This window comes from Phyllobacterium sp. SL163 (genome assembly GCF_049896885.1).
GTDB classification, from domain to species: Bacteria; Pseudomonadota; Alphaproteobacteria; order Rhizobiales; family Rhizobiaceae; genus Phyllobacterium; species Phyllobacterium calauticae.
In genome coordinates this window covers 40,273-53,650 of record NZ_JAFCVE010000002.1, presented here as the reverse complement: position 1 = coordinate 53,650, position 13,378 = coordinate 40,273, and the positions used below count along the sequence as shown (strand labels likewise).

Genomic DNA, 13,378 nt, shown 5'->3' with positions numbered 1-13,378 from the left:
CTTAATCTTCCTTGTCTGCGTCCTGCGCGTAGAGCTTTTGCAGCTCCCCGAACGTCACGCCGGTTTTTGAGAATTCGAACGTGCCCTTGTCGAGCACTTCGCGGGCCGCATCGCGAATGGCGGTGAAGGCGGCGGTGGTCAGCCGCGGCCCGAGCGAAACGCGGCGCACACCGACGGATTTCAGCGTGCTGACGCTCAATGATGCCGGCGCGAGGACATTGACCGGCTTCGACACGGAGGCACAGATCGTGCGGATGCTCTCGAGATCGGAAATGCCGGGCGCAAAAAGCACATCGGCACCGGCCCGTTCAAATGCCTGCAACCGCTTGATCGTGTCATCGAGATCGGCACGGCCATGCAGGAAATTCTCGGCACGCGCCGTGAAGACGAAATCGCTCTTCAGCGCCCGTGCGGCTTCCGCCGCCGCGTAGACACGCTCGACCGCATGGTCGAAATCATAGATCGGCTTGTCCGCATCGCCGGAGAAATCCTCGATGGAGCAGCCGGCAAGACCGGCGGCTTCGGCGGCGAAGATGGTCTCACCGGCGCTGTCGGCGCTGTCACCCTTGCCCTTTTCCAGATCGCCGGAAATGGGCAGATCCGTTGCTGCCACAAGATCGCGGCAATGCTGCATCATGACATCGAAGGCAACGCCGCCATCGGGCAGAGCGCGCGAAAAGGCAAACCCGGCGCTGCTGGTGGCCAGCGCCTTGAAGCCGAGCGACGCGAGGAACCGGGTCGTGCCGGGATCCCATGGATTGGGCATCAACAGAATTTCCGGTCCCTGATGCAGCTGACGGAAAACCTTGCCCTTGTCCATGCTATCCTCCCGCGATTACGACGTGCCCGTTGACCCGAACCCTCCGGCACCGCGTGCCGTTTCGCTGGCATGCTGCCGTTCTTCAACCTCGAGCTGCACGACCGGCGCCAGCACGACCTGCGCGATGCGCATGCCACGCTCGACGTAGAAGTCGTCATCTCCAAGATTGATCAGGATTACTTTTACCTCACCCCGGTAGTCGGAATCAATGGTCCCCGGTGTGTTGAGGCAGGTAATTCCGTGCTTGAGGGCAAGGCCGGAACGCGGCCTTACCTGCGCTTCATAGCCTTGCGGGATTTCGAAGACGAGGCCGGTTGGCACCAGGGCGCGGCGGCCGGGCAAAAGCAGCAGCGGACGGTCCTCAGGCACTGCGGCGCGCAGGTCCATTCCGGCCGAGCCGGGGGTTTCATAGGCGGGCAAATCGAGGTCCCGCCCATGCGGCAACCGGACAAGACCGAGAGCGGGATGCACGTGACGTGCGGAATCGGATGATTGAGACATGAGATCACCTTTTTCACCAGTCCGCCGGATTGGTCAACTCACAAGATTTGTCCGGATCATTGTTTGCACACAATCTCTTTCTAGCAGTGGCTGAACCTGACGATTCCCAAGCGCCGCGCGACGCGCTATTGTCAGTCGGATCAAGAGTGAATCGGGTGAATCATGTGTCGATGGGCAGCCTATCTCGGACCTCAGCTTTATCTCGAAGATGTCATTGCTTCGCCCTGCCATTCGCTGATCGCCCAGAGCCATGATGCGCACGAGGCCAAGACCCGCACCAATGGCGATGGTTTCGGCGTTGCCTGGTATGGCGAGCGGCCGGAACCCGGCCTTTACCGCGATATTCTCCCTGCCTGGTCCGACCAGAACCTGAAGAGCCTGTCGCGGCAAATCCGGTCGCACCTGTTTCTCGCCCATGTGCGCGCCTCCACCGGCGGCTCGACCAGCCGGACCAATTGCCATCCGTTCGTCTCGGGCCAATGGAGTTTCATGCACAACGGACAGATCGGCCATTTCGACCGGCTGCGGCGCGGGCTGGAAGCCAAGCTCGACGATGCGCTCTATGTGCAGAAGCTGGGATCGACGGATTCGGAGCTGATTTTCTTGCTGATGCTGCAGCACGGCCTGGACAAGGACCCGGCGCAGTCTCTCGTTGAAACGGTCAATGTCATCACCGCCGAGGCGGAGCGCGCCGGCGTGCCGCCCTTCATCCGGCTGACCGCGGCATTTTCCGACGGGACACAGCTCTACGCAGTGCGCTACGCCACCGACCGCTTTGCCCCGACGCTCTATACGGCGACGCTCGCACCGAGCTCCGGCCTGTGCGTCGTCTCGGAACCGCTGGACGGAGAAGCGGAAAACTGGATGCCGGTGCCGCCGAACAGTTTCGTGACCGTCAAGAACAGCAAGCGCATCGCCATCGAGCCGTTCATGGCACAGGAAAAATCCGGGCCGGTGCTGGAGAAAGTGTAAATTTCAAAATTTTGACTACGCCGCTTTGTCGGCTTTGCGCTTGAGCGCGACGATCCTGTCGATTTCAGTCCGCTTGTCGCGGGTTTCGATCTTGAGATCGTAGGACATCTGCATGTTCAGCCAGAACTCTGCGGACGTGTTGAAATATTTTCCCAGCCGCAGCGCCGTATAATGTATCACGCCGTGATACAACCTTCGTAGAAGGCGCCTTGGAATTGACAGTCGACGGCAAGGCCTCCGGCTGATAGAAGGCGCGCAACCCTACGATTAAGAAATTTGAGCCGCTTCATGTCTTCTGCCGACCATCCCGTTTCGAAACGCCGTACGTTTGCGATCATCGCGCACCCGGACGCCGGTAAAACCACGCTGACCGAAAAGCTGCTGCTGTTCGGCGGAGCGATCCAGCTTGCCGGCGAGGTCAAGGCCAAGAAGGACCGTATCCAGACACGCTCCGACTGGATGAACATCGAACGGGATCGCGGCATCTCGGTCGTCACCTCGGTGATGACCTTCGAGTACAAGGACTGCATCTTCAACCTTCTGGATACGCCCGGCCACGAAGATTTCGCCGACGACACCTACCGCACGCTCACCGCCGTCGACAGCGCCGTCATGGTCATCGACGCCGCCAAGGGTATCGAGGCGCGGACGCTGAAACTCTTCGAAGTCTGCCGCATGCGCGATATTCCGATCGTCACCTTCGTCAACAAGATGGACCGGGAAAGCCGCGACCCCTACGAAATCCTCGACGAAATCGAGCAGAAACTGGCGCTCGACACCGCCCCGATCACCTGGCCGATCGGACGCGGCAAGAGCTTTGCCGGCACCTACAACCTGCAGGACAATACCGTGCGGCGCCGCGATGAAGAGGAAAAGCCGACACCGGTCAACGGACCGGAAGCCGCCGGTGCCTCCGGCCTGCTGCCCGAGAACGAACGCCAGGCGTGGATCGACGAGGTGACCCTGGCGCGCGATGCCTGCAATCCCTTCGATCTGCAATCATTCCGCGAAGGCCATATGACGCCGGTCTATTTCGGTTCGGCGCTGCGCAATTACGGCGTGCGCGATCTGATCGAAGCCTTCTGCGATTTCGGGCCGAGCCCGCGCGCGCAGGATGCCGATATCCGCCGCGTTGAAGCGACCGAAGACAAGATGACCGGATTTGTCTTCAAGATCCAGGCCAACATGGACCCGAACCATCGCGACCGCATCGCCTTCCTGCGCGTCTGCTCCGGCAAACTGTCACGCGGCATGAAAGCCAAGCTGGTACGCACCGGCAAGCCGATGAGCCTGTCGGCACCGCAGTTCTTCTTCGCCCGCAGCCGCCAGATTGCTGACGAAGCCTGGGCCGGCGATGTGGTGGGCATTCCCAACCATGGCACCTTGCGCATCGGCGACACGCTGACGGAAGGCGAAGACATCCTGTTCCGCGGCGTGCCGAACTTTGCCCCTGAAATCCTGCGCCGCGTGCGGCTCGACGATGCGATGAAGGCAAAGAAGCTGCGCGAGGCGCTGCAACAGATGGCGGAAGAAGGCGTCGTCCAGTTGTTCCTGCCCGATGACGGTTCGCCCGCCATCGTCGGCGTGGTCGGCGCCCTGCAGATCGACGTCCTGACCGAGCGGCTGAAAGTCGAATACACGCTTCCCGTCGGCTTCGAGCCGGCACGCTTCACCATTGCGCGCTGGATCTCGGCCGATGACCCGGCGGAGCTGCAGCGCTTCATCAACGCGCACCGGGCCGATATCGCCCACGATCTCGACAATGATCCGGTGTTCCTGGCGCAGAATTCCTTCTCGCTGTCCTATGAAGCCGAGCGCTGGAAGGCTATCCGCTTCGCCGCGATCAAGGATTATCAGGTCCGCGAAAAAGCCGCCTGAGCCCGCCTGCCCTTCAACCAGACTGACCGCTGTTCGTCGCCTTGATCGGCCTCGCGCATTTATTCAACCAAATGGTTGACAATTGAAATCGCATAACTATATTAAACCTTATGGTTGAATATAGCACACCCACGCTCGACGCCGTTTTCCATGCCCTCTCCGACCCGACGCGGAGAGCCATGCTGCACCGGCTGTCGACCAGCGAGCGCACCGTCAGCGAACTGGCAACGCCGTTCAACATGTCGCTCGCCGGCGCATCCAAGCACATCAAGGTGCTCGAAGCGGCCGGGCTGGTGCGGCGGCACGTGCAGGGCCGGACCCACATCTGCGCCCTGCAGGCGGCCCGGCTGGCCGAAGCGCAGGAATGGCTGCGCTATTACGAGCAGTTCTGGCAGGAACGGCTCGACAATCTGGAAGATATTCTGCGCGCGGAGGACCGTGCGCTTGCCGACACAGCGAAACACGCGGCCCGCAAGGCCCCCAAATCCAAACCGGATACCAAGGAGTAGAACGATGAGCCTGCATCAGGGAAACGACCAGCTTGGCATTGCAACAGCCCCGCGCACCGTACGCATCGAACGGCTGCTTCCCGGTCCGGTGGAACGCGTATGGGCCTATCTCACCGACGCGGAAAAGCGCGGAAAATGGCTCGCCAAGGGGCCGATGGCGGGCCATGCCGGCGGACCGGTGGAACTGACCTTCCGCCATTCCGAATTGTCCACCGCGCCCACCCCGGAAAAGTACCGGAAATATGAAGGCCACCGGAATATCGGGAAGGTCATACGCTGCGAGCCGCCGACATACCTGTCCTTCACATGGGAAGAGGGCAATGGCACGGCATCGGAGGTGAGTTTTGAACTGCAGGCGGCCGGCGACGACACCCTGCTGACCCTCACCCACAGCCGTCTCGCCGATCATGGCGCCATGGTCAGCGTCGCCAGCGGCTGGCACACGCATCTGAGCGTGCTGATCAACGTGCTGAACGGGGCCGAAACTGCCGATTTCTGGGCGAAGCTGGAGCACCTCGAGGCTGAATATGACAGGGCGCTGCCCGCGTGACATTTTCACTGCGTCAATGCTGGCGCACCACATTCCCGGAAGGATGACCTCGCATGAAACCGCGCTATGAAGGCAACCACAACATCGCCATGAAAGTTCCGCCGCACCAGTATGAGGCAACGGTCGCCTTCTACCGCGATGTGATCGGCCTGAAACCCCTCGACAACCACCCTCCCCATGTCGGGTTCCATTTCGGCTCGAACCAGCTGTGGATCGACCGGGTGCCCGGCATGAGCCAGGCGGAACTGTGGCTGGAAATTGCTGCGGACGATGCCGGTGCGGCGGCGGCACACCTGAACGCTGCCGGCGTTGTCCGCTGCGACGCAATCGAGGCGCTGCCGGAGGGCCACCGGGATTTCTGGATTGCCAGTCCCTGCCAGATCGTTCACCACATATCGCAGAAGGGTGAAGGGTGGTAAGCGCTGACCGGCGACTACTGCCCAATCAGCGTTTGAACCTGCGCTCGAGCAACAGGACCGTCTCGCCGGTATAATCGGCCGTGCCAATCCGGGCGAAGCCGGTCTTTTCCGCCACCCGGAGCGAAGCGGTGTTTTCCGGCGAAATGATGCACAGGGCTCGGTCCTGCCTGAAAAAACCGTCGCCCCACGCCGCAGCCGCCGCAAGCGCTTCACTGGCATAGCCCTTGCCGTGGATTTCCGGCGCGAGGACCCAGCCCATCTCCGGCGTGTCGCCAAAGGGCGGTTCGATATCACGCAGGAAATTGGCAAAGCCGATATCGCCGACATAGCGGCCCGTGGCCTTGTCCTCGACCGCCCAGAATCCATAGCCGTTCAAGGTCCAGAGACCGGCATATTTAAGCAATCGGCCCCAGGAAGCCTCGCGGGTCGATGGCTTGCCCGAAATGAATTCATAAACCGCCGGTTGCGTCCACAGGCTGTGCAGCGCTTCAAAATCGTCCAGCCTGTGTGCGCGCAGAATGAGGCGTTCGGTTTCAACGATAGGCGTGGTGGTGGCGGTCATGGGGATTCCGTCTTCAGCAATGATATTGGGTTTTCTGGAGATTATTGTGCATCAAGTCAAACGGCTTATCGCGTAAGCATGTGCTTACCTTACTGGTATTCCGGCATCACACTTCGATCGTCTGCAAGGCGGCAGCGATCCGGGCGGCCAGCCGTTCCGCCACCTCTTCCTTGCTCATATCGGGCCACTCTTCGACACCGGAACGCGTGACAATGCGCACGGCATTGCGGTCGCCGCCCATCACGCCGGTGGCGTGGCTGACATCGTTGGCAACAATCCAGTCGGCGCCCTTCTTGTCGAGCTTCTTGCGTGCATTGGCGAGCAGGTCCTGAGTCTCCGCAGCAAACCCCACCACGAGGCGCGGGCGCTGCTTGCTGTGCCCGACCCCGGCGAGAATATCGGGGTTTTCCACCATCTGCAGGGCTGGGGCCGCCGCACCCGGCTGCTTCTTGATCTTTTCGCCCGCTTCGTTTGCCGTGCGCCAGTCGGCGACGGCCGCAACCATGATGGCCGCATCGGCGGGCAGCAACCGTTCCACGGCATCGCGCATGTCGCGCGCGGATTCCACGTGGGTGACCGACACGCCCTCGGGGTCGGCGATGGTCACCGGCCCGGAGACCAGATGCACCGTTGCACCCAGCCGCGCCAGCGCGGCGGCGATGGCATGTCCCTGCTTGCCGGAAGAACGATTGGCGATATAGCGCACGGGATCGATGGGCTCGTGTGTCGGACCCGACGTCATGACAATGGTTTTTCCGGCGAGCGGCTTCGGCCCTTTGTCGAGACACTTTTCAATCGCGGCGACGATCTCCAAAGGCTCAGCCATGCGCCCGGCACCCGCCTCGCCGCTTTCGGCCATCTCGCCGCTGTTCGGCCCGACAAAGCGGATGCCATCATTGGCAAGGGTTTCCCGGTTGCGCCGGGTTGCGGGATGATTCCACATTCTCGGGTTCATGGCCGGTGCAATCAGGACGGGCTTGTCGGTTGCCAGCAGTACCGCCGAGGCGAGATCGTTGGCCAGACCGCCCGCCATTTTTGCCATGAGATCCGCCGTTGCCGGAGCCACAACAATGAGATCCGCTTCGCGCGACAGGCGGATATGCCCGACATCGTGCTCATCCTCGCGGGAGAACAGATCGGTAAAGACCTTGTCCGCGGCCAGCGCACCGACGGATAGGGGCGTGACAAACTCTTCCGCTGCCTTCGTCAGCACCGGGCGCACATGCGCACCGCGCTCGCGCAAGCGGCGGATGAGGTCGAGACATTTATAGGCGGCAATGCCGCCGCCGATGATGAGAAGAATATGCCGCCCCGCAAGCGGTCCGGTAGCCAACGCTGATGAAGGTGCCGAGACCTGGGTGATGGAAGAACCGGCATGCACATCCAGCGCCGCAAGCAGGAGGCGCACCTCCTCTTCCATCGACCGGCCGTGGGCGGCGGCGCGCAGCCGCAGCTTTTCCTTGGTCGCATCATCGAGATTGCGGATGGTTATGCTCGCCATGATTGCACTCCGAGAACAAAGACTGCATAAAATGCAATCATTGCAATCACATTAACGCAATTGAGCTCAGAAAAGAAGGGTGTAAGTGATGACAACCAGACAGATTGCAATCACCCATAGGGCAACGCGGCCGGAGCGGGTATGCCGCGCCTCCGCCTTGCCGATGGCCTTTGCCGTCTCGTCATCGAAGCGGAAACCCTGCTCCGCCATCCGGTCCATCTCTTTCGACAGGCGGTCGGCCCGTGCAACGAGCTCGGGCGCCTGACGGGCGAGATGCAGCAGGGCGCCGACGCCCTCACGCGCATCGGCAAGAATTCCCTGCGGGCCGAGATTGCGGCGGATCCAGTCGCCCACGACAGGTTCGGATGCTTTCCACATGTTGAAATGCGGATCGAGCGTGCGGGAGACGCCTTCCACCACCACCATGGTCTTTTGCAGCATGACCAGTTCCGGCCGGGTCTCCATATCGAAAAGCTCGGTGACCTCGAACAGCAGGGTCAGGAGCTTGGCCATGGAAATGGTTTCGGCGGGCTGGCCATGGATGGGTTCGCCAATGGCGCGGATGGCCTGGGCAAAGCTCGCCACATCATGGTGATGCGGCACATAGCCCGCCTCGAAATGCACCTCGGCGACACGGACATAGTCACGCGTGATGAAGCCGTAGAGGATTTCCGCGAGAAACCGCCGCTCCTTCTTGCCGAGCCGCCCGGTGATGCCGAAGTCCACGGCAACGATGTGCCCGCGATCATCGACGAACATGTTGCCGGGATGCATGTCGGCATGAAAGAAGCCATCGCGCAATGTATGGCGCAGGAAGGACTGGATCAGTGTTTCGGCAAGGCCGACAAGATTATGACCGGCAGCGCGCAGGCCATCGATATCCGACATCTTGATGCCGTCGATCCATTCGAGCGTCAGCACATCGCGCCCCGTGCGCTCCCAATCAACGGTTGGCACGCGGAAGCCCGGATCGTTCTTGGTGTTTTCGCCGATTTCCGAAAGCGCAGCCGCTTCCAGCCGCAGATCCATCTCGATCCGCGTCGTCTGCGCCAGGGTGCGCGTCACTTCGATCGGCCGCAGGCGGCGCGTTGCAGGCACGTAGCGCTCCTGCCACTTTGCCACGAGGAAGAAGCTTTCCAGATCGTTGTTGAAGCGCTGGCGCACGCCCGGCCGGACAACCTTGACGGCGACCTTGCGGTCTTCACCATCCGTTTTGATATAGGCGGGGTGAACCTGCGCAATCGATGCTGCGGCAATGGGTTCGCCGAGGTTGACATAGAGATCATCGACGGGGCGGCCGAGCGAGCCCTCTATGGCCTTGACCGACGCTTCCATCGGGAAGAAATCAAGCTGATCCTGCAGCAGCGCCAGATCGTCCGCCACTTCGGTGCCGACCACATCCGGCCGTGTCGCCAGGAACTGGCCCAGCTTGACGTAGGACGGCCCGAGCTTGTTGATGGCGCGCGACATGCGCTCGGAACGACGGGCCGTGCGGGCGCGCCGCCTTGCCAGCAGCCCGGCGATGCGGTGGCCGAATGCGGGAAGGCCGCTCAGGCCTTCGGCGGGCAGTGCGGAAATAACGCCTTCGCGCGTCATGATCCATCCGGCCCGGATCAGGCGAAATGTTGCGGTAAACTTACTCATTCAGAACGTCACAATTTCCAGCCGGAATGCAGGGCAGCGATACCGCCGGTAAAGTTGCGCCAGCTCACCCGCTCGAAACCTGCCGTGCGGATCATCTCGGCGAAATCCGCCTGGCGGGGGAATTTGCGGATAGATTCCACCAGATACTGGTAGGAATCCGCATCCCCCGTGACCGCCTTGCCGATTTTCGGAATCGCATTGAACGACCAGGCGTCGTAAATCTTGTCGAGAACCGGCAGTTCCACTTCGGAAAATTCAAGGCAGAGGAAGCGGCCGCCCGGCTTCAGCACACGATAGGCTTCCGCCAGAGCGCGGTCGATATGCGGCACGTTGCGGATGCCGAAGGCGATGGTATAGGCGTCGAAGCTGGCATCCTCGAACGGCAGTTCCTCGGCATTGGCTTCAACAAACTCGGTATTATCGGCAAGGCCTTTTTTCGCCGCGCGATCACGGCCGACGCCCAGCATCGAGCCGTTGATGTCGAGCACGGTGGCGTGGGCATTGCGATTCGAAGCCTCGATGATGCGGAAGGCGATATCGCCCGTGCCGCCGGCGACATCGAGTGTCTTCCAGTTCGATGTCTTGGACGGGGCAAGCCAGGCGATCATCGAATCCTTCCAGACGCGGTGCAGTCCGCCGGACATCAGATCGTTCATCACATCGTAGCGCTTGGCGACGCGGTGAAACACGTCATTGACGCGTGTCTGCTTTTCTCCGTCGCCGACATCCTGAAAACCGAAGGACGTTTCCATGCCGCCATGGGCACCGGTGCGTTGCTGGCTCATTGTGCTACCTGCTGATCTCTTTTGCGGGCGGAGCATAGAAGATTGAAACGCAGAAGGCTATTGTCTGTTGCGCGATGAAGCGACGCGCTGCACATTTTGTCGAATGGAGACCGCCCATGGTGTTGAAGGCCGAACTGCATTGTCACGTCGAAGGCGCCGCCTCTCCCGCCCTCGTCGAGCGAAAAGCCGGCAAATATGGCGCCGATGTTTCGGCCTTCATCGTCGACGGCCGGTTCGTCTGGCACGACTTCACCTCCTTCCTGCGCGCCTATGATCAGGCCTCGGCACTGTTCCGCACGCAGGAGGATTATGCGGATCTGACCGAGGATTACCTGTTGTCCCTCAGCGCGCAGGACGCGATCTATTCGGAAGTATTCATCTCCACCGACCATGCGATCAGCGCCGGGCTTTCGCCGCGCGCCTATATCGAGGGGCTGGCGGAAGGCATGCGGCGCGCCAAGGCGGCCACCGGCATCGAATCGCGCATGATCGCCACGGGCCTGCGCCATAAGGGTCCCGATGCGGTGATGGAAGCAGCAAGATACATCGCCGAAAACCCGCATCCGCTGGTGACCGGGTTCGGCATGGCTGGCGACGAACGCATGCACCACCCCAGGGATTTCGCCCGGGCTTTCGATGTCGCCCGCGATGCCGGCCTCGGCATCACCGTGCATGCGGGCGAGCTTTCCGGCTGGGAAAGCGTTGCCGACGCGCTCGATGCGATCAGGCCGTCACGCATCGGCCATGGCGTGCGCGCCATCGAAAATCCGGATCTGGTGCGGCGGCTGGCGGAAGAACAAATCCTTCTGGAATGCTGCCCCGGCTCAAACATTTCGCTGCAGGTCTATGCCGATTTCCCGTCCCACCCCTTCCCCATGCTGGCCAAGGCCGGCGTGCCAGTCACGCTGAATTCCGACGACCCGCCCTATTTCCATACGGACCTTGCGCGGGAGTACGATATCGCCGCCACGTTCTTCGGTTGCGACGACGACGCCTTGACGGAGATCACGCGCACAGCACTCAAGGCCGCCTATATCGACGAAACCACGCGAAACGCCCTGATTGAGCGCCTCGACGCCGACAAAACTGTGCGTGCCGGGGATGCGGACTTTGCGGGATCGGTTGCAAGCAGCTAAGGTCGGGGAAAATTCGAGTAGGAGTTCTCCATGGGCGTTACGATCGTTTCCCATCCGCTTGTCCAGCACAAGCTCACCATCATGCGCGACAAGGATACATCCACGGCGGGATTCCGGCGGCTGCTCAAGGAAATCTCGCTGCTGCTCTGCTACGAGGTGACACGCGATCTCGAGCTGACCACCATCCGCATCCAGACCCCGATGATGGAAATGGATGCGCCGGTGCTGGAAGGCAAGAAGCTGGTGTTCGCCTCGATCCTGCGCGCCGGCAACGGCCTGCTCGAAGGCATGCTCGACCTGGTGCCCGCCGCGCGCGTGGCGCATATCGGCCTTTATCGCGACCACGACACGCTGCAGCCGGTGGAATATTACTTCAAGGCACCGGAAGATATCGTCAACCGGCTGATCATCGTCGTTGACCCGATGCTGGCGACCGCCAATTCGGCCATCGCGGCAATCCAGAAGCTGAAGGATCGCGGCGCAACCAATATCCGCTTCCTCTGCCTGCTTGCGGCACCGGAAGGCATCGAGCGCTTCACCAAGGCCCATCCCGATGTGCCGGTATTCACCGCGGCCATCGACAGCCACCTGAATGAAAAGGGCTACATCATGCCCGGTCTTGGCGATGCCGGTGACCGCATGTACGGGACGAAATAGGTCTGCTGCAAGAACACCGTGCGTGGTTCGACAAGCTCACCATGAGGGAGAGCGAGGATTGCAGCCAAACCACTTCCCTCATGGTGAGCTTGTCGAACCACGCACAACGATCGTGCCGGGAGAACGTTACCCGCCAATGCGCCGCAGGACGGGATTTACCGTGCGCGGCTTGCGGCCGGAGAAACCATAGGCGGCAAGAATGGCGCGGGCACCCGCCTCGGCATCGCTCTGGCTGCGCGCATGGACAAGGGCAATCGGATCGCCCGTTTCCATCAGCGCACCGACCGGCTGCAGCGCCGTGATGCCCACCGCGTGGTCAACCGGGTCCTGCGGGCGGATACGCCCGCCGCCCAGCGTGACAACGGCGACACCAATCGCCCGGGTTTCCACCGACGCGACATATCCTGCCTGCGGTGCCTTCACTTCCAGCGTCACCGGGGCAACCGGCAGATAATGGCGGGCGCGGGAGACGAAGTCGGTGGGTCCGCCAAGCCCGGCAACCATGCGGCCAAAAACATCAGCTGCCTTGCCTGAATTCAGGGCTTCCCGCGCCCTGTCCACGGCGGCCTTGGGACTGGCGGCAAGCTTGGCCGAAACCAGCATTTCCGCAACAAGTGCCAGCGTCACCGCTTCAAGGCGTGGATCCCGGAGATCGCCGGTCAGAAAATCCACGGCATTGAGCACTTCCACGGCATTGCCTGCGGCAAGTGCCAGCGGCTCGTTCATGTCGGTCAGCAAAGCGGTGGTGGTCAATCCCGCGCCGCTTGCCACCGCGACAATGCTTTCGGCCAGGGCCACCGCATCGCGGCTGCGCGCCATGAATGCGCCATTGCCCGATTTCACATCAAGCACCAGCGCGTTGAGCCCGGCCGACAGTTTTTTCGAGAGGATGGACGCGGTGATCAGCGGGATCGATTCGACCGTCGCGGTGACGTCGCGGATGGAATAGAAGCGCTTGTCGGCAGGCGCGAGATTGGCGGTCTGGCCGATGATGGCGCAGCCGACCTCGTGCACGACCTTGCGGAACAGCGGATTGTCCGGCTGGCTGCGATAGCCGGGGATCGAATCCATCTTGTCGAGCGTGCCGCCGGTATGGCCAAGGCCGCGCCCGGAAATCATCGGGACATAGGCTCCGCACGCCGCCGCAATAGGCGCCAGCATCAATGAGACATTGTCGCCGACGCCGCCGGTCGAATGCTTGTCGACAGCCGGGCCCGGCAGATCGGACCAATCGAGAATATCGCCGGAATCGCGCATGGCGAGCGTCAGGGCGACCGCTTCGTCGCGCTTCATGCCGTTGAAGAACACCGCCATGGCAAAGGCGGCAACCTGCCCTTCGGTGATGGCACCGGAGCTCATGGCGTTGACGAAGGCGGTGATATCCGCCGCATCAAGCGCATGCCCATCGCGTTTGCGGCGGATGATTTCCTGCGGCAGCAACATG

The 13,378-nt window shown here is 61.7% G+C and carries 15 protein-coding genes; 7 read left to right on the top strand and 8 right to left on the bottom strand.

The window, feature by feature from the left end; all coding sequences use genetic code 11:
* Window position 1 precedes the first annotated feature (1 nt).
* Together ACP7B1_RS03820 and dut are read right to left on the bottom strand one after the other, a co-directional pair.
* Window positions 2-820: an isocitrate lyase/PEP mutase family protein gene (locus ACP7B1_RS03820; protein ID WP_346308391.1), complete on the bottom strand. Its 819-nt coding sequence runs from the start codon at window positions 818-820 to the stop codon at window positions 2-4.
* 15 nt (window positions 821-835) lie between these two features.
* Window positions 836-1,321 (bottom strand): dUTP diphosphatase, encoded by a 486-nt coding sequence (gene dut, locus ACP7B1_RS03815; RefSeq protein ID WP_223612312.1) that lies wholly within the window; start codon window positions 1,319-1,321, stop codon window positions 836-838.
* Window positions 1,322-1,483: 162 nt separating this feature from the next.
* On the opposite strand from dut, the gene ACP7B1_RS03810 reads away from it, so the two are divergent.
* Complete coding sequence (locus tag ACP7B1_RS03810; protein WP_346308390.1) at window positions 1,484-2,293, top strand: class II glutamine amidotransferase; 810 nt, start codon at window positions 1,484-1,486, stop codon at window positions 2,291-2,293.
* 15 nt (window positions 2,294-2,308) lie between these two features.
* On the opposite strand, the gene ACP7B1_RS03805 is transcribed toward ACP7B1_RS03810, so the two are convergent.
* Complete coding sequence (locus tag ACP7B1_RS03805) at window positions 2,309-2,473, bottom strand: hypothetical protein (RefSeq protein ID WP_346308389.1); 165 nt, start codon at window positions 2,471-2,473, stop codon at window positions 2,309-2,311.
* 108 nt (window positions 2,474-2,581) lie between these two features.
* Here ACP7B1_RS03805 and ACP7B1_RS03800 point away from each other — a divergent pair, with 108 nt between their 5' ends.
* From ACP7B1_RS03800 to ACP7B1_RS03785, 4 genes are all read left to right on the top strand, one after another.
* Window positions 2,582-4,171, top strand: coding sequence for a peptide chain release factor 3 (locus ACP7B1_RS03800; protein WP_223612314.1), 1,590 nt, complete (start codon window positions 2,582-2,584; stop codon window positions 4,169-4,171).
* A 110-nt stretch (window positions 4,172-4,281) separates the two neighbouring features.
* Window positions 4,282-4,680, top strand: a complete 399-nt coding sequence (locus ACP7B1_RS03795) for a metalloregulator ArsR/SmtB family transcription factor (protein ID WP_346308388.1) — start codon at window positions 4,282-4,284, stop codon at window positions 4,678-4,680.
* Between the two features lie 4 nt (window positions 4,681-4,684).
* Window positions 4,685-5,230, top strand: coding sequence for an SRPBCC family protein (locus ACP7B1_RS03790; protein WP_346308387.1), 546 nt, complete (start codon window positions 4,685-4,687; stop codon window positions 5,228-5,230).
* 53 nt (window positions 5,231-5,283) lie between these two features.
* Window positions 5,284-5,649 carry a hypothetical protein gene (locus ACP7B1_RS03785; protein ID WP_346308386.1) on the top strand — a complete coding sequence of 122 codons (366 nt, stop codon included), beginning with the start codon at window positions 5,284-5,286 and terminating at the stop codon, window positions 5,647-5,649.
* Between the two features lie 25 nt (window positions 5,650-5,674).
* On the opposite strand, the gene ACP7B1_RS03780 is transcribed toward ACP7B1_RS03785, so the two are convergent.
* The 4 genes from ACP7B1_RS03780 to ubiE form a co-directional block, all read right to left on the bottom strand.
* The gene (locus tag ACP7B1_RS03780) at window positions 5,675-6,211 is read right to left on the bottom strand and encodes a GNAT family N-acetyltransferase (RefSeq protein WP_223612318.1); all 537 of its coding nucleotides are present in this window, start codon (window positions 6,209-6,211) and stop codon (window positions 5,675-5,677) included.
* Window positions 6,212-6,317: 106 nt separating this feature from the next.
* Window positions 6,318-7,712, bottom strand: a complete 1,395-nt coding sequence (gene coaBC / locus ACP7B1_RS03775) for a bifunctional phosphopantothenoylcysteine decarboxylase/phosphopantothenate--cysteine ligase CoaBC (RefSeq protein WP_346308385.1) — start codon at window positions 7,710-7,712, stop codon at window positions 6,318-6,320.
* Window positions 7,713-7,778: 66 nt separating this feature from the next.
* Window positions 7,779-9,356, bottom strand: a complete 1,578-nt coding sequence (gene ubiB, locus ACP7B1_RS03770) for a 2-polyprenylphenol 6-hydroxylase (RefSeq protein ID WP_346308384.1) — start codon at window positions 9,354-9,356, stop codon at window positions 7,779-7,781.
* An 8-nt stretch (window positions 9,357-9,364) separates the two neighbouring features.
* Entirely contained in the window at window positions 9,365-10,141 is a 777-nt protein-coding gene (gene ubiE / locus ACP7B1_RS03765) for a bifunctional demethylmenaquinone methyltransferase/2-methoxy-6-polyprenyl-1,4-benzoquinol methylase UbiE (protein ID WP_346308383.1), read from the bottom strand.
* A 116-nt stretch (window positions 10,142-10,257) separates the two neighbouring features.
* Here ubiE and ACP7B1_RS03760 point away from each other — a divergent pair, with 116 nt between their 5' ends.
* Window positions 10,258-11,277, top strand: coding sequence for an adenosine deaminase (locus ACP7B1_RS03760; RefSeq protein ID WP_346308382.1), 1,020 nt, complete (start codon window positions 10,258-10,260; stop codon window positions 11,275-11,277).
* Window positions 11,278-11,307: 30 nt separating this feature from the next.
* Window positions 11,308-11,934 (top strand): uracil phosphoribosyltransferase, encoded by a 627-nt coding sequence (gene upp, locus ACP7B1_RS03755; protein ID WP_105733928.1) that lies wholly within the window; start codon window positions 11,308-11,310, stop codon window positions 11,932-11,934.
* A gap of 126 nt (window positions 11,935-12,060) precedes the next feature.
* On the opposite strand, the gene deoA is transcribed toward upp, so the two are convergent.
* On the bottom strand, window positions 12,061-13,374 hold the full coding sequence (gene deoA, locus ACP7B1_RS03750; protein ID WP_426136782.1) for a thymidine phosphorylase: 1,314 nt from the start codon (window positions 13,372-13,374) through the stop codon (window positions 12,061-12,063).
* Between the last annotated feature and the right edge of the window lie 4 nt (window positions 13,375-13,378).

What these genes read in the sequence shown, in the direction of transcription:
- ACP7B1_RS03820 (WP_346308391.1), bottom strand. Translation starts at nt 820, where the DNA reads ATGGACAAGGGCAAGGTTTTCCGTCAGCTGCATCAGGGACCGGAAATT.
- dut (WP_223612312.1), bottom strand. Translation starts at nt 1,321, where the DNA reads ATGTCTCAATCATCCGATTCCGCACGTCACGTGCATCCCGCTCTCGGT.
- ACP7B1_RS03810 (WP_346308390.1), top strand. Translation starts at nt 1,484, where the DNA reads ATGTGTCGATGGGCAGCCTATCTCGGACCTCAGCTTTATCTCGAAGAT.
- ACP7B1_RS03800 (WP_223612314.1), top strand. Translation starts at nt 2,582, where the DNA reads ATGTCTTCTGCCGACCATCCCGTTTCGAAACGCCGTACGTTTGCGATC.
- ACP7B1_RS03795 (WP_346308388.1), top strand. Translation starts at nt 4,282, where the DNA reads ATGGTTGAATATAGCACACCCACGCTCGACGCCGTTTTCCATGCCCTC.
- ACP7B1_RS03790 (WP_346308387.1), top strand. Translation starts at nt 4,685, where the DNA reads ATGAGCCTGCATCAGGGAAACGACCAGCTTGGCATTGCAACAGCCCCG.
- ACP7B1_RS03785 (WP_346308386.1), top strand. Translation starts at nt 5,284, where the DNA reads ATGAAACCGCGCTATGAAGGCAACCACAACATCGCCATGAAAGTTCCG.
- ACP7B1_RS03780 (WP_223612318.1), bottom strand. Translation starts at nt 6,211, where the DNA reads ATGACCGCCACCACCACGCCTATCGTTGAAACCGAACGCCTCATTCTG.
- coaBC (WP_346308385.1), bottom strand. Translation starts at nt 7,712, where the DNA reads ATGGCGAGCATAACCATCCGCAATCTCGATGATGCGACCAAGGAAAAG.
- ubiB (WP_346308384.1), bottom strand. Translation starts at nt 9,356, where the DNA reads ATGAGTAAGTTTACCGCAACATTTCGCCTGATCCGGGCCGGATGGATC.
- ubiE (WP_346308383.1), bottom strand. Translation starts at nt 10,141, where the DNA reads ATGAGCCAGCAACGCACCGGTGCCCATGGCGGCATGGAAACGTCCTTC.
- ACP7B1_RS03760 (WP_346308382.1), top strand. Translation starts at nt 10,258, where the DNA reads ATGGTGTTGAAGGCCGAACTGCATTGTCACGTCGAAGGCGCCGCCTCT.
- upp (WP_105733928.1), top strand. Translation starts at nt 11,308, where the DNA reads ATGGGCGTTACGATCGTTTCCCATCCGCTTGTCCAGCACAAGCTCACC.